This window comes from Thermococcus sp. (assembly GCF_015521605.1).
Lineage (GTDB): Archaea > Methanobacteriota_B > Thermococci > Thermococcales > Thermococcaceae > Thermococcus.
This window is the reverse complement of record NZ_WANV01000034.1, coordinates 1-20,495: the sequence shown is the minus strand read 5'-3', so window position 1 is coordinate 20,495 and position 20,495 is coordinate 1. Positions and strand designations below refer to the sequence as shown.

Sequence of the window (20,495 nt, the reverse complement as noted above, 5' to 3'; positions counted from 1 at the left end):
GTGGGGTGAGAAATTTGCCAGCGAACATCGGACTAGAAGGGCCAGAAGAGCTCGAACAGCTCGCCTTCAAGAGGCTCAATGAAGGGAGAATCAAAGATGGCCTCAAATTGGTCCTTCGCGCCGCGAAGGGTTATGAGGAAGAAGGTAAAACAGAGGACGCGGCGAGGCTGTATAAGTATCTCGGATATGTTCTTCTCAAAAAAACAAACGCCATTGATAAGGTCCGTCCATCCCTTCTCAAGAGTGCCTACCTGTATATCGACCTCATAGAGGAAGAGGTCTCCCGGGCAGAGGTTGACCTCGACCTCCTCGATGAATACTGCTCGAATGTTCTTGAGATCTTCATGACGCTTAACGATGAAAAGAACCTGATGAAGTATGCCGAAGAATTCGCGGCCATTTATGAGGACCTCGGCGATTCCTATCAGGACAACGATGACATTCCGATGGCGATAAGGGCGTATGAGTCAGCCTACCGCTATTACAGAATGATAGACGATATCGAGTCGTACAGGAGGCTCGCCGAGACGCTGATAACCCTCTATGGCCAGGTCGCGGAGAGCAGGCTTGAGAAAGGCGATGCCCTCGGAGCTGCGGAAGCATTCTACCGGCTTGCAGGCTTCATCCGTGCCATATTCGGCTACGACATACACTTCATAGAGATGATGGACACCGCGGCCAAAAACTTTGAGAAGGCCAGCAAGATAGCCTACTCCCAGGGAGACCTGGACGGAACCACCAGCTGCCTCGTAAAGGCCCAATACGCATACCTCCTCGCGAAGAACTTCAGCAGGGCCAAACTCATCGGCCTCAACACAGCGAGGATGCTCTACCAGGTAGTGAGCTCGTACCGTGCCCGGGGAGACGATGAGATGGCCGCGGAGAAGCTGACGGAGCTCACGGAGGCCTTAATAGGAATGGGCAAACTGAACGAGGCCATGGAAGCGTACAAGAGCGTCCTGGAGACCAAGAGCGACCTGAAGTTCCGCGTCAGGATACGCATTGCCGTTCTCAAGCACTACGCCGCGACCACAGGCTCAGAGGACGTTCTTGCCGATATAGAGACCGTCGAGTACTACTTCAGCAAGAAGGCCTACCTGAGGGCACTTGAGCTGGCGGAAAACGCCATGCTCAGGGAAGGACTCAAAGAGGCCGCAAATAAAATCCATGGGGCCGAGGGAATATACCATTAATAATCAAAATAGAAAGAATCACTGGGGCTGGGGCTTGACCTCAACCCTCGGAAGCGGCACGTGGTAGGGCAGGCGCATCTCCTTGGCCATAAGCATGAGTATCGGCGAAACTTCCTTGGTAATGAAGTTGACGACCTCGGCAAAGGTCAGGGAGTCTATCTTTTTCTCCTCTTCCCACACGTTGAGTATCTCGTCCATTTTATCCTTCTGCGGGGGGATGTAGAGTATCACTCCCTCGATCGCACCCTGGGCGATCTTGGGGTTGTAATCGATCTCGTACCTGAAAAGTATCTCTATTCCGTTCATCTTCCCCGTGGGAGTGCGTATCTCCCCGAGGCGCATCTCTTTGACCTTGGGAGAGAGCCTGACTTCTATCTGGCCCTGGGGCACCGCGAGGGTAACCCTCTCAAGCTCTATCTTGGTTACGTTGAATCCCAGCACTGGCATTTCTTTCACCACCCAAAACTGGTTCCAGCTATATAAAACGCTATCGGTAGGACTTTAAACGTTCCGGTCAAGCTTAGCTCGATGGTGAGGGAAAAAGTTGTTCGTGTCTGGGACGAGAGGGAAATCGTCTACCCTCCAAAGCGGTGGCGCTACCTGTGGGAAAAGCGGGAGAAAGCGCTTGAGATTATGGAGAGGCTGGAGCAGTTCGACCCCCAGCTCTACGGTAGCGTTGCCAGGGGAGACGTCAGGCGGGACAGCGATATAGACATCTTCATTCCATACAGGGTGCCAAGCTATCTCATCGAGCTCGCCCTTGAGGGACTAGTGAGCAGGAGGAAGATAGTCATGGCGACCCCGTGGCATCTCATCAAGGGCGTTATCGAGATAGACGAGGAAACAACGGTTACCTTCCCGCTGATCGACCCCACGGACAGGGAGCTTGAGTTCTACAGATGGGGCGGGACCATAGACCTATGGGGCGTAAAGACCCGGCAGCGCGTCCCCGGTGTGAATAAGAAGCTGATACTCATAGTCCCCACCGAGAGGGGACACATCGAGCGGGAAGTGATCGGAAGGGAGAGCGAGGTGGCGAAAACCCTGGGGGTGAGTGTGGATATAGTCACCGAGCGCATCCACGTCCTCACGAGGAGGGACAGCATCGGGAGAACCGGGATATACATCAACGAGGAAGTTCCGGACTGGATGAGCTTTGAGGAGGCCCTGAAAGTGATAGCCGACCGCGACCCGAACGTCAGGAGAAAGGTGAGGGAGAGGGGAGGGGTTTAAGACCCCAAACATACAGGGGCATAGTTGATTTTTCTTCTGGAGGGCTTTTTAATACTGTAACGACCACTACACAGAACAGCCCCTTATAAACCCGTGTACTACACACAGAACAAGATGGAAAAGGAAAACATTGTCAGTCCTGACAGCACCTCTCCTTCATGTGGGCCGGCAGAATCTCCTTGAAGCCGGTGTACTTCCAGATTGCCCTCGGGAGCTTTACGACGCCTTCCTCCGTCTGGAAGTTCTCAAGTATCGCCACTATCGCCCTCGACGTCGCTATCGCCGTCGAGTTGAGGGTGTGGACGAACCTGGGCTTCTCGTGGGTCTTGTCGCGGTAGCGGATGTTAAGCCTTCTCGCCTGCCACTCGGTGCAGTTGCTCGCACTGACGACCTCCCTGAACTTGCCCTGGCCGGCCATCCAGGCCTCTATGTCATACTTCTTGGCAGCGACGTAGCCCAGATCACCGGTGCATATGTTGACAACCCTGTAGGGAATTTCAAGCTCCTGGAATATCTCCTCCGCGTTCTGGATTAGCTTCTCGTGCCACTCCCAGCTCTCCTCTGGCCTCGAATAGACGAACTGCTCGACCTTATGGAACTGGTGGACGCGGAAGATTCCCTTCGTATCCTTTCCGGCCGTGCCGGCCTCCTTCCTGAAGCACGGGCTTATTCCGACGTAGAGGAGGGGCAAGTCCTTGCCTTCAATTATCTCGTTGGCGTGCATTCCGGCGAGCGGGTGCTCGGCCGTCGGGATGAGGTAGAGGTCTTCCCCCTCGACCTTGTAGATGACGTCCTCGAAGTCGCCGAAGCTGGTGACGCCCTCCTCAACAAAGCGGCGCACCATGTAGGGCGGTATAACCGGGACGAAGCCCTTCTCGATGAGCTTGTCGAGGGCGAAGCGGAGCAACGCCAGGTCGAGGATGACCAGTTCGTTCATGAGGTAGTAGAAGCGCGAACCGCTGACCTTGGCGGCCCTCTCAAGGTCGGCACCGCGGAGGAGCTCGAGCATATCAACGTGAAGCCTCGGCTTCCAGTCAAGAACCTCGTAGTCCATCTTCCCGAGGCTCTGCTCCTTAAAGCTCTCAAGAAAGCCCTCCCAGACCCTCGCCTTGCCCCAGAACCTTATGGGGACGTTCTCGCTGTCGTCCTTGCCGACCGGAACGCTCTCGTGGGTGATGTTGGGCAAACGCCAGAGATAGTAGTCGATCTTCTTCCTGAGCTCCTCAACCTCTTTCTCAAGGACCTCAATCTGCTTCACTATTTCGTTGCTCCTCGCGAGGAGGTCATCTATCGGCTCCCCGGCTTTCTTACGCTTACCTATCTGAACGGCAAGCTGGTTGCGCTCCTTCCTGAGGGCGTTTATCCTCTTCAGGTTCTCGCGCCACTTCCTGTCGAGCTCCAGGATCTCGTCTATCCACTTGAGCTTTTCAAGCTCGCCGCGCTTTATGAGGTCGCCCTTGACGAGGTCGGGGTTTTCACGGATGAGCTTTATGTCCAGCATAGTCTTTCACCTGGGGAAAGAAGGTGAAGGAGTTTAAAAAAGGTTTTGATGGGAGATTTGGAGGGGCGACGAACTCAACCGAAAAATGTAACCTCCACCTCTTCGCCGGCCTGGAGTATCTCCACGTTCTCCGGCACCTCGATGAAGCCGTCGGCCTCTATGAAGCTCGTGACTGCCCCGCTCCCCTTGAGTATCGGCACCGCCCTATCGCCCTCTACCCTGACCGGCAGGAACTGACGTCTGCCCTTGACGGAGAAGACCTTGTGGGCGAGCTTTTTCCTGACCTTCCTGACCTCGCTCTCCCTTCCGAGGAGCTTTCTAAGGAGCGGCGCGACGAGGAGGGTGAAGTTGGTCAGACAGCTGGTCGGATAGCCGGGCAGCCCAAAGACGGGCTTTCCATTGATCAGGCCGATTATCGTCGGTTTACCCGGCTGGATCGCTATGCCGTGGATTTTCACCTCACCGAGCTCCTCGATTATCGAGCTGGTCAGATCCCTTATTCCACCGCTCGCACCGCCGCTGAGGATTACCACGTCGCAGCACTCAACACCCTTTTCTATCAGCGCTTTAAGGCTCTCGCGGTCGTCCCGGGCTATGCCAAGGAAGAGCGCCTCACCACCGAGCTCCCTGACCGCGTCCGCTATGGCACGGCCGTTTATGTCGTATATCTGCCCGTACCTCAGCTCTGCGCCGGGGAGGACTACTTCGTTCCCGGTGCTTATAACCGCCACCCTGGGTCTTCGGAAGACCGGAACCTCGGCGATTCCCACGGCGGACAGGAGCGCGGTGTTCTTGAATGTCAGCTTGGTACCGCGTTTGAGGAGGGTCTTGCCTTTGGGGATGTCCGTTCCTGCCTTCATGACGCCGAGCCCGGGATAGGCCGGCTTGTAGATGATGACCTCCTCACCTTCCCTGTCCACGTCCTCGAACTGTATCACCGCGTCAGCACCCTTAGGCAGAGGCGCACCCGTGGAGATGTAAACACTCTCACCGGGCTTTAGCTCGAAGTCCGGGTTGTCTCCTGCGTTGACCTCGCCGATGACCTTCAGCCTGACCGGTTCGCTCTCGCTCGCCATAAACGTATCTTCAGCCCTGAGGGCGTAGCCGTCGACGGTGGCCCTGTCAAAGGGGGGGACGTCTACCGGAGAGACCACGTCCTCGGCCAGAACCCTGCCCAGGGCTTCGCTCAGGGGGACGCTTTCGATTCCTGGCCTCAGGGGGAATGAGCCTATGACCTCAAGCGCTTTCTCCAGGGGGACGACCTTAAGGAACGCCATTCTATCACCGGGAGAAGAGAGAACGCGGTTATATAAATGGGTTGCGTAAGTGGGAGTGTTTACCTTCAGTCGAGCCTTCAGAAACCCCAGGAGTTTATCCTATCCAAGATTATCATGGTGAAGATAATGTTCGCGAACCGAAAATTTCCCCCAACCCTTAGCCGTGGGCCCCTCACTCCGGTGCAGTCTTGGGGCGGAGGGGGCAGATAAAATCGGCCTCACGCCAGTCGGGAGGACGGGCAAAAGCCAACCACGGAAAGGCGATGGAGAAACTCAAAGAGCTATAAAATCACCACTCTTCATCCTCTTCCCAGTCTTCCTCCTCCCACTCCTCTTCCCAGTCCTCGTCCTCCCAGTCCTCTTCGAGCTCCCACTCCTCCTCTTCCTCGAAGAGTTCTTCCTCCTCAAACTCCTCGACCTTCTTCTTTTTCTTAGGAGGCTGCATCCCGATCCCCCTTTCTACTTGCCAATAATGGCTTATAAACTTTTTTCCACAGAATTAAAGCCTTTCGTGGCCAAAATTTTTGATTAGAACGGTTAGAAAGGTTTTTAATTGTGGAGACGTATCAGAAACCATGAGAGTGGCGATAGTAACAAGCGACGCCAGGGTTTACTACCTGGCAACGAAGGTGCTGAAGGAGTACCATATACCGTTCCACAGCATTCGGATCGGGGACAGGATACCCTTCGATGTTGAAGTCGTCCTGACGGGCGAGGCGGACTACGACAGGGTGGACTTTCCGGTCAAGGTCATCGTGAGGAACGAGAACTTTATAGACGAACTCCTCGCCAAGCTTGAGGGAAGGGAGAGGTTTAAAAGGGTGTACATAGCCATTGACCCCGGTGAGAGGCCGGGCCTGAGCGTCGTCGCCGACAACCGCGTGCTTGAGGTTCACCACCTGAAGAACCCGAGGGACGTTGAAATAATCCTCGACCTGCTGGAGAAGTACCCGGGCGCTAAAATCAAGATAGGGCACGGGGCTAAGAGGCAGAGGATTCTCATGCTGAAAGCCCTCGCCGACCTGCTGGGATACGATTACCCCATAACCGTCGTTAACGAGTCAAGAACTACCCCCAAGGTAGGAGGGATAGAGGTTTCCCAGGTTCAGGATATCGTGGCGGCCATAAACATCGGCCTGCGCGAGGGAAGGGAGGTTCCCATTGGAGAGCTCATAGAGGCAAAGGAACCCACGAAGCGTGAGATTGAGGACATAAAGAGACGCAGTCGCGAGCTGAGCGGTAACATCACGATATCCTCAAAGCTCGCCCGCGAGGTGGCCCTGGGCAATCTAACGCTTGAGGAGGCTATCGAAAAGCAGAGGAGGCGGTCAAGATGATTTTTGGTAAGGACGAGGAGAGGTATGAGAAAATCAAGCTCCGCGTTGCCGAGGCTTTGAAGAGGGACGTTGGCAGGGGGATAGTCCGCTTCGACAGGAAGTACCAGAAGCAACTCGGCGTTGAGCCCGGAGACATAGTTGAGCTGATCGGAGAGAGAACCACCGCCGCGATAGTGGCCAACCCCCACCCCGACGACCGTGGACTGGACATCATCAGGATGGACGGCTACATCAGGAGGAACGCGGGGGTGAGCATAGGGGACTACGTCACGGTTTCCAAGGCGGAGGTGCAGGAGGCGAAGAAGGTCGTCCTTGCACCTGCACAGAAGGGTGTCTTCATCCAGATACCCGGGGACATGGTCAAGCAGAACCTCCTTGGCAGGCCCGTTCTGAAGGGAGACCTCATCGTTGCGAGCAGCAGGAGTGAGGGTGGTTACTACGGAGGCTCTCCCTTCGACGAGCTGCTCAGGGGGCTCTTCGAGACGATGCCCCTCGGCTTTGGAGAGCTCAAGTTCGTCGTCGTGAACACCGTCCCGAGAGGCATCGTCCAGATAACCTACAACACCGAGGTCGAGGTTCTCCCCCAGGCGGTGGAGATACGGGAGGAGGCCATCCCGGAGGTTACCTACGAGGACATCGGCGGCCTGAGCGATGCGATTCAGAAGATACGCGAGATGGTCGAGCTCCCGCTCAAGCACCCTGAGCTCTTTGAGAGGCTCGGCATAGAACCGCCCAAGGGCGTGCTCCTCTACGGCCCACCCGGAACAGGGAAGACTCTCCTCGCCAAGGCGGTAGCGAACGAGGCCAATGCTCACTTCATAGCCATCAACGGGCCGGAGATAATGAGCAAGTTCTACGGAGAGAGCGAGGAGCGTTTGAGGGAGATATTCAAGGACGCCGAGGAGAACGCACCGAGCATAATCTTCATCGATGAAATTGACGCAATAGCCCCAAAGAGGGAAGAAGTGGTTGGAGAGGTCGAGAAGAGGGTCGTTTCACAGCTGCTCACCCTGATGGACGGCCTGAAGGGCAGGGGCAAGGTCATAGTTATCGCCGCCACCAACAGACCGGACGCCCTTGACCCTGCATTAAGGAGACCCGGCAGGTTCGACAGGGAGATCGAGGTCGGTGTTCCCGACAAGAAGGGCAGGAAGGAGATACTCCAGATACACACCAGGGGAATGCCCCTTGAACCGGACTACGACAAGGCCACCGTCCTCAAAGTTCTCAAGGAGCTCATGAAGAGGGAGAGTTTTGAGAAGGCGAAGCTGGAGAGGCTCCTCGAGAAGGTCAGCGCCGCGAAGAGCGATGAAGAGGTCAAGGAAGCCCTCAAGAGCGAGAGCGAGGTCTATCCGGAGGTCAGGAGCAGGCTGATAGACAGGATGCTTGAGGAGATAGCCGAGAAGACGCACGGCTTCGTTGGTGCAGACCTTGCCGCGCTGGCTAGAGAGGCCGCCATGGTGGTTCTCAGGAGGCTCATCAACGAGGGCAAGATAAGCCCGGAGCAGGAGCGCATTCCCCCGGAGGTTCTCCAGGAGCTTCGCGTGAGGAAGGCGGACTTCTACGAGGCCCTCAAGATGGTCGAGCCCTCCGCCCTGAGGGAGGTTCTTATCGAGATGCCAAACGTTCGCTGGGAGGACGTGGGCGGTCTCGACGAGGTGAAGCAGGAACTCAAGGAGGCCGTCGAGTGGCCGCTCAAGTACCCGAAGGCCTTCCAGAGGCTCGGAATAGAACCGCCGAGGGGAGTCCTCCTCTATGGTCCGCCCGGAACCGGTAAAACTTTGCTGGCCAAAGCGGTCGCAACGGAGAGTGAAGCCAACTTCATCGGCATCCGCGGGCCGGAAGTCCTCTCAAAGTGGGTCGGTGAGAGCGAGAAGCGCGTGAGGGAGATATTCAGGAAGGCCAGGCAGGCGGCTCCAACGGTGATATTCATCGACGAGATAGACGCAATAGCCCCCGCCAGGGGAAGTGACATGAGCAGGGTCACGGACAGGCTCATCAACCAGCTTCTGACAGAGATGGACGGCATCGAGAGGAACAGCGGTGTCGTCGTCATAGCGGCGACCAACAGGCCAGACATCCTTGATCCTGCCCTCCTGAGGCCGGGCAGATTTGACAGGCTGATACTCGTTCCTGCACCGGACGAGAAGGCCAGACTGGAGATACTGAAAGTCCACACGAGGCGCGTCCCCCTGGCCAGCGATGTTAACCTCCGCGAGCTGGCGAAGAAGACGGAGGGCTACTCCGGAGCCGACATCGAGGCCCTCGTGAGGGAGGCAGCGCTGCTGGCGATGCGCAGGATAATGACGGAGCTTCCGGTGGAGCTGGTCGAGGAGGAGAGCGAGGAGTTCCTTGAGAAGCTCAGGGTTTCAAGGAGGGACTTTGAGGAGGCCCTCAAGAAAGTCAAGCCGAGCATAACCCCGTACATGATCGACTACTACAGGAACTTCGAGGAGAGCAGGAAGTCACGCGTCGAGAGGCGGGAGCGGGGGCCGGACTACTACACCTTCTGATTTCCTTTTCCTTTTGGAAAAAGTTTTATACGTTGGTGCCCAAGAACTTACACGATTAAACCGAGGGGTGGCGAAAATGGTCAAGATAATAGCTTCCAAGCTTAGGGACGTGGAGCTGATAACCGACACCGGTATAAGGCTCGGCTGGGTTTACGACCTCAGCTTCGATGAGGAAACCGGCGATATTCTTGTGATAGTTGCCGAGCCGGATGAAGATCTCGACACGAGCGAGTTTGTCACCGATCACGAGGGTCTCCTCCTCATCCCGATCAGCGCGGTTAAAAGCATCGGCGAGGTAATCATAATAGACTCGGGCAAGCTCGCCGTCAAGTCCAAGCTCAGAAGGGTCGGCACGATAAAGAGAAGGCTCTCCGAGGAGGAATCCCAGATCCCTGGGGAGTGATCCCTCCTTTAATATCCCTCGTAGAGCCTCATCGCCAGAAACCTTGGAAGCCCTGCTTCTATTATCTTCTCCGCTGCGGAGTCGACATCGTACTCCACCCGGCGGAACTCGACGTTGTCCGGGGGCTCTTTTTCGGTGTCAATCATGGCGTAAGCAGACCTCCAGTCCCCATCGCGGGGCTGACCGACACCGCCGGGGTTTATCACCCTCCTGCCGTCTATAACCCTCATCATCGGCACGTGGGTGTGGCCGACCAGGAGATCGTCCTGCCTGACGTAGCTCAGAACCGCCCTGAACTCCTCGTCAGAGAACCAGGGAAAGAGGTACTCGTCTATGGGCGCTCTCGGAGAGCCGTGGATGAGGAGGTAGCTCCGCCCGGTGTCGTCGGTGAAGAGCTGCCTTATCGGAAGCCTTCTGAGAAACTCAAGGTTCTCACTCGTCATCACCCGCTGGTGCCACCTTACGGCCTGCCTCGCGTAGGGGTTGAATCCCCACTCAGCACCGAAGGCTATCGCGTTGTCGTGGTTGCCGCGGACGCAGAGGAAGACTCTTTTTTCCATCTGCTCCCTGACGAAATTGACTACCTCGTTTGGACTGGCGCCGTAGCCGACCAGGTCACCCATGCAGAGTATGGCGTCCGCCTTCTTAACCTCTCTCCAGACCGCCTGGAGTGCCTCCCAGTTGGAGTGGATGTCCGAGATGAGGGCGATGCGCATGGCACTTCCCTAAAACCTCTTGGGGGAGCACGTTAAAACACTTACCGAACGGGAACCGAGGGATGAAATGGGAATTAGAAGAGAGAAAGGGCTCACTCGCCCTTCTGCCTCTTCTTCCACCTGCTCCACCTGTAGAGCGCCGCGAGGGACTTGATGGCCCTTTCCGGCTCCGGATAGGCCGGGATTCCCTCCTCGTTGAGCATGTCGATGGCTTCCTTGGCCTCGATGCCGCCGACGATGGCAACGACGAGCGGCTTCTTCCTTCCGCTCTCGTTGTACTCGCGGATAACTATCTTCGCGAGGTCGCGCGGGTCGAGAACTGCCGTCTGGCAGTAGAGGACGGCTATGGCGTGCATGTTCGGGTTGGCAAGGGCATCGCGAACGGCACCCTCGTAGCTCTCCGCTCCGGCCATACCGGTCAGGTCAACCGGGTTCTTGTAGGAGCCGAAGGGCGGCATGTGGTTGGCGAAGACCTTGAGATCATCGAGGTTGTCGTAGAGGTGCAGTCCCTCCTCCTCGGCGGCGTCGGTGGCCATAACTCCTATTCCACCGCCGTTGGTGAGTATGACGAGGTTCTCTCCCTCCGGCTCCGGAAGGTTGCTCAGCGTTCTCGCCCAGTCAAAGGCCTCGCCGATGGTGAGGGCGCGAAGAACACCGCTCTGCTTGAATGCGGCCTCGTATATCTTGTCGGCGCCGGCGAGTGAGCCGGTGTGGCTGGCGGCTGCCTTTGCGCCGCGCTCGCTCCTTCCAGCCTTGATGATGATTATCGGCTTCTCCTTGCTGACCTCCTTCGCGACCTCCATGAATTTCCTCCCGTCCTTGACGCCCTCCATGTAGATGAGAATTGCCTTGGTGTTGTCGTCGGTCTTGAAGAACTCAAGCAGGTCGGCGTCGTCTATGTCGCTCTTGTTTCCGACGCTGACGACGGCCGAAAGCCCGACCTTCTCAAGGATGGTCCAGCCCATAAGGGCTATTCCCAAAGCCCCGCTCTGGCTGATGAGGGCAAGGCTGCCCGGCATGACGTCGGTCGGCCCGAAGGTGGCGTTCATCTTGGCGGGGGTGTAAACGACGCCGAAGATGTTCGGACCGAGGATCCTCATGCCGTATTTGTGTGCGGTCTCCACTATCTGCCTCTCTACCTTCTTACCCTCCTCACCAAGCTCGCCGAAGCCGGAGCTTATTATCGGGAGAACCTTGACGCCCTTCTTTCCGGCCTCCTCGACGACCTGCGGAACGAACTTGGCCGGGACGACGATGACTGCCATGTCGACCTCATCCGGAACGTCGAGGATGCTCTTATAGGACTGGAACTTCCTTCCGTTTATCTCTATCTCAACACCCTTGATGTTGACCGGATATATCTTGCCATCGTAGCCGTACTCAACGAGGTTTTTCATAACAGCGTATCCTATCTTGCCCGGTTTTTCAGAAGCGCCGATGACGGCGATGCTCCTGGGTCTGAAGAGGGCCTCCAAGTTTCCGTCCATCTCAATCACCTCACCTGAATGAAAGTTACAGTTTCACGTCCGTAAAACGAGTTATAACTTTTCTCTTCTCGTTTTGACGATAACTGAATCGACGGACGTTAAAAGAACCTTGGGTTCATAACCATCCATTGGCTCCCCCCCTATGCTGCAAAAAAAGTTTTTATTAATTGGCATCCGATATCTAAGGGGAATCGTGATGACCCGTGAACCCTCCGTAATTGAAAAACACGTGATGTACTGGCTCACCGTTGCCTTTGACCTGGTTGTCGTAGGTCTTGCAGCGATTACAATGGGCTACGTGCTCTACATGATGTTTGACCTCGTGAGGACGAGCATTGTGAATTTTGAAATCGAGTTGGTCCTCCGCGAGATAGTCATGATAATAATCTTCCTCGAAATCCTTGAACTGCTCTCCATGTACCTCAAGGAGCACCACGTGAGCATGAGGAACGTCGTCGAGCTCGGAATTCTGGCGATGGTGAGAAAGATCATAATAACCCCCGACTACTCAAAGCTCGGCTGGCAGACACTCGTGGGGATGGCCATCCTGCTCTTCGTGATGGGCTGGATATACGTCCAGGAGAGGAAGCGGGCCACTCAGCACGAGGAGTTCCTCATAGAGCATGGGAAAGGCCGATGATGACCCTTCCCCTCCCCGAGGGGTGAGGAGCAATCCGGTAGGCTGAGGCAAAGGCTAAATATCCCCTGCACCAAAACCCTTCTCAGGTGGTGACTGGTGGGAGTACAGATTGGAGAGCTCGTTCCGAGGAAGGAGATTGAACTGGAGAACCTCTACGGGAGAAAGGTCGCAATAGACGCGTTCAACGCCATATACCAGTTCCTCTCAACCATAAGGCAGAGGGACGGTACCCCCCTCATGGACTCCCGGGGGAGGATAACCTCTCACCTCAGCGGCCTCTTCTACAGGAACATCAACCTAATGGAGGCCGGAATAAAGCCAGCATACGTTTTCGACGGCAAGCCGCCGGAGTTCAAGAAGAAGGAGATAGAGAAGCGCCGTGAGGCGAGGGAAGAGGCCGAGGAGAAGTGGTACGAGGCCCTGGAGCGCGGCGAGCTTGAGGAGGCGAAGAAGTACGCGATGCGTGCAACCAGGGTCAACGAGGGGCTGATAAACGACGCCAAGAAGCTCCTTGAGCTGATGGGAATCCCCGTGATCCAGGCGCCCAGCGAGGGTGAGGCCCAGGCCGCTTACATGGCCGCAAGAAAGAAGGTCTACGCCTCGGCCAGCCAGGACTACGATTCGCTCCTCTTCGGTGCTCCCAGACTGGTGAGAAACGTCACGATAACGGGCAGGCGGAAGCTCCCCGGGAAGAACGTCTACGTTGAAGTCCGCCCGGAGCTGATAGTGCTGGAGGAGGTGCTCAAGGAGCTTGGCGTGGACAGGGAGAAGCTCATAGAGATGGCCATACTGGTCGGCACGGACTACAATCCCGGCGGGGTAAAGGGCATCGGGCCAAAGAAGGCCCTTACAATAGTCAAGCGCACCAAAGATCCGCTGAAGAAGTACAACAGGGACAGTGAAGTCGACCTCTACGCGATAAAGGAGTTCTTCCTCAATCCACCCGTCACGGACGAGTACGAGCTGAAGTGGCGCGAACCGGACGAGGAGGGGATCCTCAAGTTCCTCTGCGACGAGCACGACTTCAGCGAGGAGAGGGTGAAGAACGGCCTTGAGCGGCTGAGAAAAGCTGTAAAAGCAGGAAAACAGGCGACACTGGAGAGCTGGTTCGGAAAGCGCTGACCCTTTTCTTTTTCTCAAACCGGAATCTTCAGGTTGAGCTTGTCAACGAGCTCCTTGTAGCGGTTCCTGACGGTGACCTCGGTGACGCGCGCGACTTCTGCAACCTCCCTCTGGGTTCTCTTCTCATCCTCCAGCAGTCCGGCAATGTAGAGGGCGGCCGCGACCAGACCCGCGGGGCTCTTTCCGCTCGTCAGCCCCTTGTCGTATGCCTCGTCGAGTATGGCTATCGCGCGCCTCCTCACCCTCTCGCTGAGCCCCAGCTCGTCGGCGAACTTGTTCACGTAGTCGGTCGGCTTGACGAAGAGCTTCTTCGGGGTCAGGTTGAGGTTTCTGGCAATGAAGCGGAAGCTCCTGCCTATCTCCTTCTTGTCAACGCGAGAGATATCGGCTATCTCGTCGAGAGTCCTCGGGACTTTCAGGAGCCTGCACGCGGCGTAGACACAGGCGGCGATAACGCTCTCAATGGAGCGTCCCCTTATGAGGCCCTTTCTCACGGCCTCACGATATAAGCGAGCGGCTTCCTCCTCAACGTGCCTGGGAAGCTTGAGCTGGCTGGCTATCCTGTCGAGCTCGCTGAGGGCAAAGGCAAGGTTCCTCTCGGCTGCATCGCTGACCCTCAGGCGGGACTGCCACTTCCTCAGACGGTACATCTTTTCACGCATCAAACCGGAAAGGTTCCTGTCAATTCCAATATCCGTTGAAAGACCCTTATCGTGAAGGAGAATGCTCTCAGGGGCACCAACTCTCGCCCTCTTCTCCCTCTGGCTCGCATCAAAGGCGCGCCACTCGGGACCCATATCTATGACGTTCTCCTCAATAACGTAACCGCAAACCTTACAGACTACCTCTCCCCTACCCGGGTCGTAGATGAACTCCGTCGAGCCACAGACCGGGCAGACCCTACGCTTGCTCACTCAAACACCCCCAACCGGCCGGCTATTTTATAAAGCCCTTATAAACCTTCTCCTTTTTTCACAACGTAGCGGAGTAACCAGGCGAGGTCTTCGCGCTTGAAGGTTATCCGCTCAAGAATGCGGACGTCCCAGTCGTCCTCAACTATGTTGGCGTAAATCCAGAGGAAGACCGGATCCTCGTCCGTCCCAACGTGCAGGTTCTTGTAGAGAACGTCAACGGTTCCGTCCTTGTTCTTCTTAACCGAGACGGCCTTCCAGGTTTCGAGACTGACCTCTCCCTTTTCGTCGAGTATCCTGACTATCTCCCTGGCGTCCATGGGAGCACCTTCTGGCTACCACTTAATCTTGAAGTCCCGTCTCGTCCTTGCATCGATCTGGGCGAGTATTTTCTTCAGCTTGGCATCGTCTATGGGCTCCCTTATCTGCCCAGCCTGATAGAGCTGAACGAGAACCAGCTCGACCTGCCTCGCCAGTTCAGGACGAACCAGCTTTACCCTTCCGAGCCTTTCCCTGGCGTCCTGAGTTAGAATCCTTCTCATTATCGCGTTGAGCTGGGCTTCAAGCTCCATCTCCTGCCTTATGGCCTCCTCCTGCGCCTTCTGCTGCTCAAGGTACTTTTTCTGCAGTTCCATGAGCTTGCGCTTCCTGATCTCCTCTATGTCCTCGGCCATCCTCTCACCTCCGGGTTAAGATTGGGTAGGGGGTTAAAAGGCTTTACGTTTCAGCGGGTGACTCAAGAAAGTGCTTCAAGCGTGAAAAAGTGCCCAGAAGGAACTGTTAGGCAGTAAAGGGTTTAAAGGGCCGAAGCCCTCAGTACTTCTTGAGCTCCGGAATCTGCTCCTCAAGCTCCTTCTTGAGCTCGGTGGCGATCTTGTCGAGGAAGCTCTGTCCCTGCGGGGTGACGATCCTTCCCTCGCCCGGAACCTTCTGGACGAAGCCAGCCTGCTCAAGCTGCTGGAGGGCCTTCCTTATGATGCTTCCTCCGGCCTTGTAGAAGTGCTCCGGGGCGTGTCCGCGGTTCTTCCTGCCGCCGTACCAGGTCCTAAGGCGCTCGATTCCGACCGGCCCGTCGATGTAGATCTTCCTGAAGATGCTGGCAACCCTGTAGTACCACCAGTCCTCCTGCTCCGGGAGGCGCTCCTTGTGTCTTCCGGTCTTGACGAAGGGTGCCCACTCGGGCGGCTTTATGGCCTCGATCTCCTTGAGAGCCTTTGCAACCCTCTCAACGAGCAAATCACCGGGAACGTCATAAACTGTCGCCACTTTCAATCCCTCCCCTTCTTGAATTTCCTCCTGAATTGAGCGATATCGAGCCTGACTTTCTTAACGGGCTTCTCCTCCCGCTTTTCCTTCGAAAGCTCCTTTCTCTGGAGCTTCCTTAAATACTTTTCCCAACCTTCCCTCGGTTTGAACAATATAAACCTTTTGCCGCGAACCTCGATGAGCTCGCTGTCCGTCATCTCCGCTACCTTCTCGGCAAGCTGACGCCTGTCCATCTCGGTGCTTATGAGCGCCCCTTTCCTTATTTCCACCTTCAGGATTCCGTCCTTCTCAAGCTGGGTGTTTATCTCCTCAATGACGCCCTCATCCAGTCCTCTCTTGCCTATCCACGCCCTCGGGGGGATGTCGTAGTATCTCGCCCTTATGGCGCGTCTCACCTTTCCGGGTAAGCGTTTCTCCATCTCTCTCACCTCTTAGCTCTCGCGGTCAAGCACTTTAAAAAGGTTGGCCTTTTAAAGGTGTTGGGTACGAAAGGAAAGGGGAGGTCAAACCATGCTCGTCCATCACCTCTACTCCGGCGGCAAGGACTCAAGTCTGAGCGCGTGGATTCTGACCAGGCTCGGCTATGAGGTGAGGCTGGTAACGGTCAGCTTCGGCATCCTCGACAACTGGCGATTCGCGAGGGGGACTGCCGAAAGGCTAGGCTTCGAGCACAGGGTTCTCTACCTGCCGAGGGAGACGCTGGAGAAAGCGGCGGATATGGCGGTCAAAGACGGCCACCCCAACAACGCCATACAGTTCATCCACGAGCGAGCTTTGGAGGAGCTGGCATCACTCCCGGAGGTCGAGCGGATAAGCGACGGGACGAGGAGGGACGACCGCGTTCCATTCCTCGACCTGCCGAAGGCCCGCTCGCTGGAGGACAGGTTCAACGTCGCTTACATAAGGCCCCTCCTCGGCCTCGGCTACAAGACGATAAGGGAGTTGACCGGGAGGCTCTTCGTCGTTGAGATCAGGGAGAGCGAGGAGCTTGAGAAGGCGGACTACGAGGTCGAGCTCAGACACCTGCTCCGCGAGAGGGGAATCAATCCGCTGGAGATATTCCCGAAGAGACACTACCAGTCGAGGGTTCTCGGCTGGAGGGAGAAAGAGATTTAAATTTTCCCTCCCACCTCCCTTGGGGACGTCGAATGAGAATCCTCACGATTTCAAGAGGTAGATTTTTCTCGGGCAGAGCGGGAAAACTCGCGGCGGAAATTTCCGAGAGGATCGAGGTTCTTGAGAATATGATCCTGCTCCCGGAAAGTCTTGAGGTTGAGTACGGCATCTTCAGGGCGGCGAGTTCCGTTTGGATAGGTCCTAGGATTGGTGGGAGAAGCTCAAAGTACTACACCTCTGGCTGGCTTTTCAACACGTCACGGAAGTTCGTGGCCGAGAAAGACCTCCTCTCCAGCGAGCTCCCATTAACCCCCGCAGAATATAGGCTTGAGCTCGACGTCCCCGGATCAGGAAGGATTGAGCTCCCGGGATACAGGCTCAAAAACGGGGTTCTGCTTCTACATATCACGCCGAGCTACAGGTTCACGTTCCCCCGCGATGTCATGACCGCCGGTGACGTGGAGGACTACGCCATGGTATCACTCAAACCGTCCGAGAATGGCTTTGCCGGCGAAGTCAGTTTGAGCCTGAAAAAAGCCGGGTATGCGGAGGTAGCCATCGAGGGTAAGATGGTTGAGGATATACTCTTCTTCGACGATGAGCCCGGAAAGTTCACCTATCGGTTCATTGATGAGCCAGTTCTTGTAGTCTCCCACGAAAAGCTCCTTGACCCGCCGAAGCTCCAGATGGCCATGAAGGGCCTCACAATCGTGAGCGGACACGGAAAATTCACTCTCAGACTCAGCGTTGGGAAGGCGAGGGAAGAAATGGAGTTCACGGTCGGGCTTGGGATGGGATAGAAAAGGAAATCAGAGCCCGCTGAGCTTCCTGATGATCGGGTTCTCGGCCTCTTCGGGCTTTATCTCCTCGACGCTCTCGATCCATATCTTGTTCCTCGGAACGCGGTGCTTGCTGCCGACTTCGGAGTAGAGTATCTCGATGACATCCTCGGCCCTGAGGCCGCGGTACTCCCTGGTGAACTTCTCCCTCTTTCCGTTCCTCTCGAAAACGCCCCTAACGCGGAAGACCTTAACCTCCATAGCTCACACCTCCATCATCAGTCAAGGAAGCCCAAGGCTTCTTCAATCTTCACTATCTCGGGTCCAGTGGTCAGGTGTCCAACGACGACACCGTGAGAGTTCGCCAGCATACATGAGCCAACGAAGGGGACACCCATGTTGGCGGTTCCGACGTATATATCAACCTTGAAGAGGTCGCGGAGCCACTCAAGCTCCTCGTCGGTCGCCTCGGGGTGAACTAGGCCGCCCCTGTTGGTGACCACTCCGACGCTTCCCACGGCGTGGAAGTCACCGATCATGCCCCTCTCGACCTCGACGCCGAGTATGTCCTCGAGTTTTTTGGCCTCCTCCCTGGTGAACTTGGAGCTTATCAGCGCCGCCCTGTCGTTGGCCAGGATGAGGTTGCCGAAGGCCGTGAGGGTGCTCTGGAAGGGAACCACCTCCGTATCTATGCCGTGTTCCCTGAGCTGGCCGTTTATCTTCTCGAGCTCGGCGTCCCAGACGTACCAGGGGACGACTATCGCGTTGGAGTTTCCTGCCGCGAATATGCCGACTATGCGCGACTTCATTATGCTCGTCTTGATGAGCGGAACCTTGAGAACCTCCCTGAGAACCTCGATCTTCTTCTCGCCGAGGCCCTCCCTGATGAGGACTACCCTATCCGTCGCGGTACCGTAAACGCCAAGATACGGGGAGTTCTCAAAATCGAGCCTTTCTATGTGCATCTCGTCACCTCGTTAAATTAAAAGGAATCAGGCGAGGGAGACCTTGGCAATCCTCTTGCCCTCTTCCTCTTCGACGATAACCTTAACGCGGAGCTTGTTGGGCGGCTTCTCTGCGCCCCTCTCCCAGATCTTCTCGTTGACGTCGGTGCCAATGACCACCTCGTCGGCCTTTGCGTGCCTCGCTATCCACTCGCGGACGAACTTCGCGGCCCTGGGGGCCCTCTTCCAGCGGGGAACGCGCTTCTTTATCTTCTTGATGGGAACGACGAATATGACCTCTTCACCGGGCTTGATCGGCATTTACATCACCTCACTCCTTGAGCTTGGTCCTTCTCCACATCCTCCTCTTGGGGTGGGTCATGACCTCCCTGTTGGTCTTGACGATGACCCAGACCGGAATGCGCCTGTTCTGCTTCGCGGCCTTGGCAAGTCTGAGCTTCTTCGCAAGCGGCTTGTTTCTCGCCATAACTACACCTCCTAGGATTATCATGATGCCTGTTGATGCTTTGGCTATCCTTTTTTAAGCTTTTTTGTGGGGTCTAAGAGCCCCGCGGAAATAGGGGAAGGGATAAAGGGGGGCAAAATCAGAATATCAGCGGCGCCCTGTACTCGCCCCAGACCTCGCGGAGAACGTCGGTGACCTCACCGAGCGTTGCGAGGTGCCTGTGGGCCTCGATGATGTAGGGCATGAGGTTCTCGTCCTCGGTTTCCGCTGCCTTCCTGAGCTTATCGAGGGCCTCCTCGACCTTCTTGCTGTCGCGTTCGCTCCTCAGCTTCTTGAGGCGCTCGATCTGCTTCTCCCTGATGCTCGGGTCGACCTTGAGTATCTCGACGTCGAGCGGCTCGTCGACTATGAACTCGTTCACGCCGACGATGATGCGCTTCTTCTCCTCCACTTCCCTCTGGTACTTATAAGCTGACTCCGCTATCTCCTTCTGGATGTAGCCGCGCTCAATAGCACGCATCATGCCGCCCATCTTCTGGATCTTCTCGATGTACTTCAAAGCCTCCTCGTAGATGTGGTCGGTGAGCCACTCGATGTAGTAGCTTCCGCCGAGCGGGTCTATCGTGTCAACGACGCCGCTTTCGTAGGCGATTATCTGCTGGGTTCTGAGGGCTATCCTAACGCTCTTCTCGGTCGGGAGCGAGAGGGCCTCGTCGTAGCTGTTGGTGTGGAGTGACTGCGTTCCGCCGAGGACGGCAGCAAGGGCCTGAATGGCAACCCTAACGATGTTGTTCTCCGGCTGCTGGGCGGTGAGGGTTGAGCCGGCCGTCTGGGTGTGGAAGCGCAGGAGCATGCTCCTCGGGTTCTTGGCGTTGAACCACTCCTTCATTATGTAGGCCCAGAGCCTTCTCGCGGCCCTGAACTTGGCTATCTCCTCAAGGAAGTTGTTGTGGGCGTTGAAGAAGAAGCTGAGCCTTCCGGCGAACTTGTCAACGTCCATTCCCCTCTCGATAACGGCCTTAACGTACTCAATACCGTCCGCGAGGGTGAAGGCAACTTCCTGGACGGCGTTGGCGCCGGCCTCTCTAATGTGGTAGCCGCTTATGCTTATCGGGTTCCACTTGGGAACGTTCTCGGCGCAGTACATTATGATGTCGGTGGTGAGCCTCATGCTAGGCTGCGGCGGGAAGATGTAGGTGCCGCGAGCTATGTACTCCTTGAGGATGTCGTTCTGAACCGTTCCCCTGAGCTGGTGGGGCTGAACGCCCTGCTCTTCGGCCACGAGAATGTACATGGCGAGCAGATTGGCGGCGGTGGAGTTGATGGTCATCGAGGTTGAGACCTTGTCGAGCGGGATCCCGTCGAAGAGTATGCGCATGTCCCAGAGGGAGTCGATGGCGACGCCGACCTTTCCGACCTCACCCTCGCTCATCGGGTGGTCGGAGTCGTAGCCTATCTGGGTGGGCAGGTCGAAGGCGACGCTCAGACCGGTCTGGCCCTGCTCCAGGAGGTATTTGTAGCGCCTGTTGGACTCCTCAGCGGTTCCGAAACCGGCGTACTGCCTCATCGTCCAGAACCTGCCGCGGTACAT

At 56.4% G+C, this 20,495-nt stretch carries 25 protein-coding genes; 9 read left to right on the top strand and 16 right to left on the bottom strand.

Annotation, left to right across the window (positions count from 1 at the left end; genetic code table 11):
- Positions 1 to 5 precede the first annotated feature (5 nt).
- Positions 6 to 1,193 carry a hypothetical protein gene (locus F7C11_RS08310; RefSeq protein WP_297504581.1) on the top strand — a complete coding sequence of 396 codons (1,188 nt, stop codon included), beginning with the start codon at positions 6 to 8 and terminating at the stop codon, positions 1,191 to 1,193.
- An 18-nt stretch (positions 1,194 to 1,211) separates the two neighbouring features.
- On the opposite strand, the gene F7C11_RS08305 is transcribed toward F7C11_RS08310, so the two are convergent.
- Entirely contained in the window at positions 1,212 to 1,640 is a 429-nt protein-coding gene (locus F7C11_RS08305; protein WP_297092748.1) for a hypothetical protein, read from the bottom strand.
- Positions 1,641 to 1,721: 81 nt separating this feature from the next.
- Here F7C11_RS08305 and F7C11_RS08300 point away from each other — a divergent pair, with 81 nt between their 5' ends.
- Complete coding sequence (locus tag F7C11_RS08300) at positions 1,722 to 2,426, top strand: nucleotidyltransferase domain-containing protein (RefSeq protein WP_297092732.1); 705 nt, start codon at positions 1,722 to 1,724, stop codon at positions 2,424 to 2,426.
- A 133-nt stretch (positions 2,427 to 2,559) separates the two neighbouring features.
- Here the strand turns inward: F7C11_RS08300 and serS are convergent, their stop codons facing one another.
- The 3 genes from serS to F7C11_RS08285 form a co-directional block, all read right to left on the bottom strand.
- Positions 2,560 to 3,927 (bottom strand): serine--tRNA ligase, encoded by a 1,368-nt coding sequence (serS, locus tag F7C11_RS08295; protein ID WP_297092731.1) that lies wholly within the window; start codon positions 3,925 to 3,927, stop codon positions 2,560 to 2,562.
- A 74-nt stretch (positions 3,928 to 4,001) separates the two neighbouring features.
- Entirely contained in the window at positions 4,002 to 5,204 is a 1,203-nt protein-coding gene (gene glp, locus F7C11_RS08290) for a gephyrin-like molybdotransferase Glp (protein ID WP_297092730.1), read from the bottom strand.
- 289 nt (positions 5,205 to 5,493) lie between these two features.
- Positions 5,494 to 5,649 (bottom strand): hypothetical protein, encoded by a 156-nt coding sequence (locus F7C11_RS08285; RefSeq protein ID WP_297092729.1) that lies wholly within the window; start codon positions 5,647 to 5,649, stop codon positions 5,494 to 5,496.
- 130 nt (positions 5,650 to 5,779) lie between these two features.
- On the opposite strand from F7C11_RS08285, the gene F7C11_RS08280 reads away from it, so the two are divergent.
- The 3 genes from F7C11_RS08280 (at position 5,780) to F7C11_RS08270 (ending at position 9,457) form a co-directional block, all read left to right on the top strand.
- Positions 5,780 to 6,541 (top strand): hypothetical protein, encoded by a 762-nt coding sequence (locus F7C11_RS08280; protein ID WP_297092728.1) that lies wholly within the window; start codon positions 5,780 to 5,782, stop codon positions 6,539 to 6,541.
- On the top strand, positions 6,538 to 9,054 hold the full coding sequence (locus F7C11_RS08275; protein ID WP_297092727.1) for a CDC48 family AAA ATPase: 2,517 nt from the start codon (positions 6,538 to 6,540) through the stop codon (positions 9,052 to 9,054). Before F7C11_RS08280 ends, F7C11_RS08275 begins: the two co-directional genes overlap by 4 nt.
- 76 nt (positions 9,055 to 9,130) lie before the next feature.
- Positions 9,131 to 9,457, top strand: a complete 327-nt coding sequence (locus F7C11_RS08270; RefSeq protein WP_297092726.1) for a PRC-barrel domain-containing protein — start codon at positions 9,131 to 9,133, stop codon at positions 9,455 to 9,457.
- Positions 9,458 to 9,465: 8 nt separating this feature from the next.
- On the opposite strand, the gene F7C11_RS08265 is transcribed toward F7C11_RS08270, so the two are convergent.
- Complete coding sequence (locus tag F7C11_RS08265) at positions 9,466 to 10,173, bottom strand: metallophosphoesterase (RefSeq protein WP_297092725.1); 708 nt, start codon at positions 10,171 to 10,173, stop codon at positions 9,466 to 9,468.
- A gap of 92 nt (positions 10,174 to 10,265) precedes the next feature.
- Positions 10,266 to 11,660 (bottom strand): acetate--CoA ligase alpha subunit, encoded by a 1,395-nt coding sequence (gene acs, locus F7C11_RS08260; RefSeq protein ID WP_297092724.1) that lies wholly within the window; start codon positions 11,658 to 11,660, stop codon positions 10,266 to 10,268.
- A gap of 196 nt (positions 11,661 to 11,856) precedes the next feature.
- On the opposite strand from acs, the gene F7C11_RS08255 reads away from it, so the two are divergent.
- Both F7C11_RS08255 and fen read left to right on the top strand, forming a co-directional pair.
- Positions 11,857 to 12,300, top strand: a complete 444-nt coding sequence (locus tag F7C11_RS08255) for a phosphate-starvation-inducible PsiE family protein (protein WP_297092747.1) — start codon at positions 11,857 to 11,859, stop codon at positions 12,298 to 12,300.
- Positions 12,301 to 12,396: 96 nt separating this feature from the next.
- Positions 12,397 to 13,422: a flap endonuclease-1 gene (gene fen, locus F7C11_RS08250; protein ID WP_297092723.1), complete on the top strand. Its 1,026-nt coding sequence runs from the start codon at positions 12,397 to 12,399 to the stop codon at positions 13,420 to 13,422.
- 14 nt (positions 13,423 to 13,436) lie between these two features.
- Here fen and F7C11_RS08245 read toward each other — a convergent pair whose 3' ends face one another.
- From F7C11_RS08245 to F7C11_RS08225, 5 genes are all read right to left on the bottom strand, one after another.
- Complete coding sequence (locus F7C11_RS08245) at positions 13,437 to 14,336, bottom strand: transcription initiation factor IIB (RefSeq protein WP_055430060.1); 900 nt, start codon at positions 14,334 to 14,336, stop codon at positions 13,437 to 13,439.
- A gap of 38 nt (positions 14,337 to 14,374) precedes the next feature.
- Positions 14,375 to 14,653, bottom strand: coding sequence for a hypothetical protein (locus F7C11_RS08240; RefSeq protein ID WP_297092722.1), 279 nt, complete (start codon positions 14,651 to 14,653; stop codon positions 14,375 to 14,377).
- A 15-nt stretch (positions 14,654 to 14,668) separates the two neighbouring features.
- On the bottom strand, positions 14,669 to 15,007 hold the full coding sequence (locus tag F7C11_RS08235) for a DNA-binding protein (RefSeq protein WP_258083946.1): 339 nt from the start codon (positions 15,005 to 15,007) through the stop codon (positions 14,669 to 14,671).
- A gap of 139 nt (positions 15,008 to 15,146) precedes the next feature.
- Entirely contained in the window at positions 15,147 to 15,599 is a 453-nt protein-coding gene (locus tag F7C11_RS08230; protein ID WP_297092746.1) for a 30S ribosomal protein S19e, read from the bottom strand.
- Between the two features lie 2 nt (positions 15,600 to 15,601).
- A complete protein-coding gene (locus F7C11_RS08225; RefSeq protein ID WP_258084846.1) occupies positions 15,602 to 16,018 on the bottom strand; it encodes a YhbY family RNA-binding protein in 417 nt (138 codons plus the stop codon).
- A gap of 91 nt (positions 16,019 to 16,109) precedes the next feature.
- Between F7C11_RS08225 and F7C11_RS08220 the strand changes: the two genes are divergently transcribed.
- Entirely contained in the window at positions 16,110 to 16,715 is a 606-nt protein-coding gene (locus F7C11_RS08220; protein WP_297092721.1) for a hypothetical protein, read from the top strand.
- Positions 16,716 to 16,747: 32 nt separating this feature from the next.
- Positions 16,748 to 17,515 carry a hypothetical protein gene (locus F7C11_RS08215; protein ID WP_297092720.1) on the top strand — a complete coding sequence of 256 codons (768 nt, stop codon included), beginning with the start codon at positions 16,748 to 16,750 and terminating at the stop codon, positions 17,513 to 17,515.
- A gap of 9 nt (positions 17,516 to 17,524) precedes the next feature.
- Here the strand turns inward: F7C11_RS08215 and rpl18a are convergent, their stop codons facing one another.
- The 5 genes from rpl18a to F7C11_RS08190 all read right to left on the bottom strand — a co-directional run.
- Positions 17,525 to 17,755 carry a 50S ribosomal protein L18Ae gene (rpl18a, locus tag F7C11_RS08210; protein ID WP_297092719.1) on the bottom strand — a complete coding sequence of 77 codons (231 nt, stop codon included), beginning with the start codon at positions 17,753 to 17,755 and terminating at the stop codon, positions 17,525 to 17,527.
- Between the two features lie 17 nt (positions 17,756 to 17,772).
- The gene (locus F7C11_RS08205; protein ID WP_297092718.1) at positions 17,773 to 18,459 is read right to left on the bottom strand and encodes a translation initiation factor IF-6; all 687 of its coding nucleotides are present in this window, start codon (positions 18,457 to 18,459) and stop codon (positions 17,773 to 17,775) included.
- 27 nt (positions 18,460 to 18,486) lie between these two features.
- Entirely contained in the window at positions 18,487 to 18,759 is a 273-nt protein-coding gene (locus F7C11_RS08200) for a 50S ribosomal protein L31e (protein ID WP_297092717.1), read from the bottom strand.
- A 10-nt stretch (positions 18,760 to 18,769) separates the two neighbouring features.
- Positions 18,770 to 18,925 (bottom strand): 50S ribosomal protein L39e, encoded by a 156-nt coding sequence (locus tag F7C11_RS08195; RefSeq protein WP_088180793.1) that lies wholly within the window; start codon positions 18,923 to 18,925, stop codon positions 18,770 to 18,772.
- 118 nt (positions 18,926 to 19,043) lie between these two features.
- The coding region (locus F7C11_RS08190) for a methylmalonyl-CoA mutase (protein ID WP_297092716.1) at positions 19,044 to 20,495 on the bottom strand (1,452 nt) is incomplete at its 5' end.

Coding starts and splice junctions, on each gene's coding strand:
- F7C11_RS08305 (WP_297092748.1), bottom strand. CDS start 1,640: ATGCCAGTGCTGGGATTCAACGTAACCAAGATAGAGCTTGAGAGGGTT.
- F7C11_RS08300 (WP_297092732.1), top strand. CDS start 1,722: ATGGTGAGGGAAAAAGTTGTTCGTGTCTGGGACGAGAGGGAAATCGTC.
- serS (WP_297092731.1), bottom strand. CDS start 3,927: ATGCTGGACATAAAGCTCATCCGTGAAAACCCCGACCTCGTCAAGGGC.
- glp (WP_297092730.1), bottom strand. CDS start 5,204: ATGGCGTTCCTTAAGGTCGTCCCCCTGGAGAAAGCGCTTGAGGTCATA.
- F7C11_RS08285 (WP_297092729.1), bottom strand. CDS start 5,649: ATGCAGCCTCCTAAGAAAAAGAAGAAGGTCGAGGAGTTTGAGGAGGAA.
- F7C11_RS08280 (WP_297092728.1), top strand. CDS start 5,780: ATGAGAGTGGCGATAGTAACAAGCGACGCCAGGGTTTACTACCTGGCA.
- F7C11_RS08275 (WP_297092727.1), top strand. CDS start 6,538: ATGATTTTTGGTAAGGACGAGGAGAGGTATGAGAAAATCAAGCTCCGC.
- F7C11_RS08270 (WP_297092726.1), top strand. CDS start 9,131: ATGGTCAAGATAATAGCTTCCAAGCTTAGGGACGTGGAGCTGATAACC.
- F7C11_RS08265 (WP_297092725.1), bottom strand. CDS start 10,173: ATGCGCATCGCCCTCATCTCGGACATCCACTCCAACTGGGAGGCACTC.
- acs (WP_297092724.1), bottom strand. CDS start 11,660: ATGGACGGAAACTTGGAGGCCCTCTTCAGACCCAGGAGCATCGCCGTC.
- F7C11_RS08255 (WP_297092747.1), top strand. CDS start 11,857: ATGACCCGTGAACCCTCCGTAATTGAAAAACACGTGATGTACTGGCTC.
- F7C11_RS08240 (WP_297092722.1), bottom strand. CDS start 14,653: ATGGACGCCAGGGAGATAGTCAGGATACTCGACGAAAAGGGAGAGGTC.
- F7C11_RS08235 (WP_258083946.1), bottom strand. CDS start 15,007: ATGGCCGAGGACATAGAGGAGATCAGGAAGCGCAAGCTCATGGAACTG.
- F7C11_RS08225 (WP_258084846.1), bottom strand. CDS start 16,018: ATGGAGAAACGCTTACCCGGAAAGGTGAGACGCGCCATAAGGGCGAGA.
- F7C11_RS08220 (WP_297092721.1), top strand. CDS start 16,110: ATGCTCGTCCATCACCTCTACTCCGGCGGCAAGGACTCAAGTCTGAGC.
- F7C11_RS08215 (WP_297092720.1), top strand. CDS start 16,748: ATGAGAATCCTCACGATTTCAAGAGGTAGATTTTTCTCGGGCAGAGCG.
- rpl18a (WP_297092719.1), bottom strand. CDS start 17,755: ATGGAGGTTAAGGTCTTCCGCGTTAGGGGCGTTTTCGAGAGGAACGGA.
- F7C11_RS08205 (WP_297092718.1), bottom strand. CDS start 18,459: ATGCACATAGAAAGGCTCGATTTTGAGAACTCCCCGTATCTTGGCGTT.
- F7C11_RS08200 (WP_297092717.1), bottom strand. CDS start 18,759: ATGCCGATCAAGCCCGGTGAAGAGGTCATATTCGTCGTTCCCATCAAG.
- F7C11_RS08195 (WP_088180793.1), bottom strand. CDS start 18,925: ATGGCGAGAAACAAGCCGCTTGCGAAGAAGCTCAGACTTGCCAAGGCC.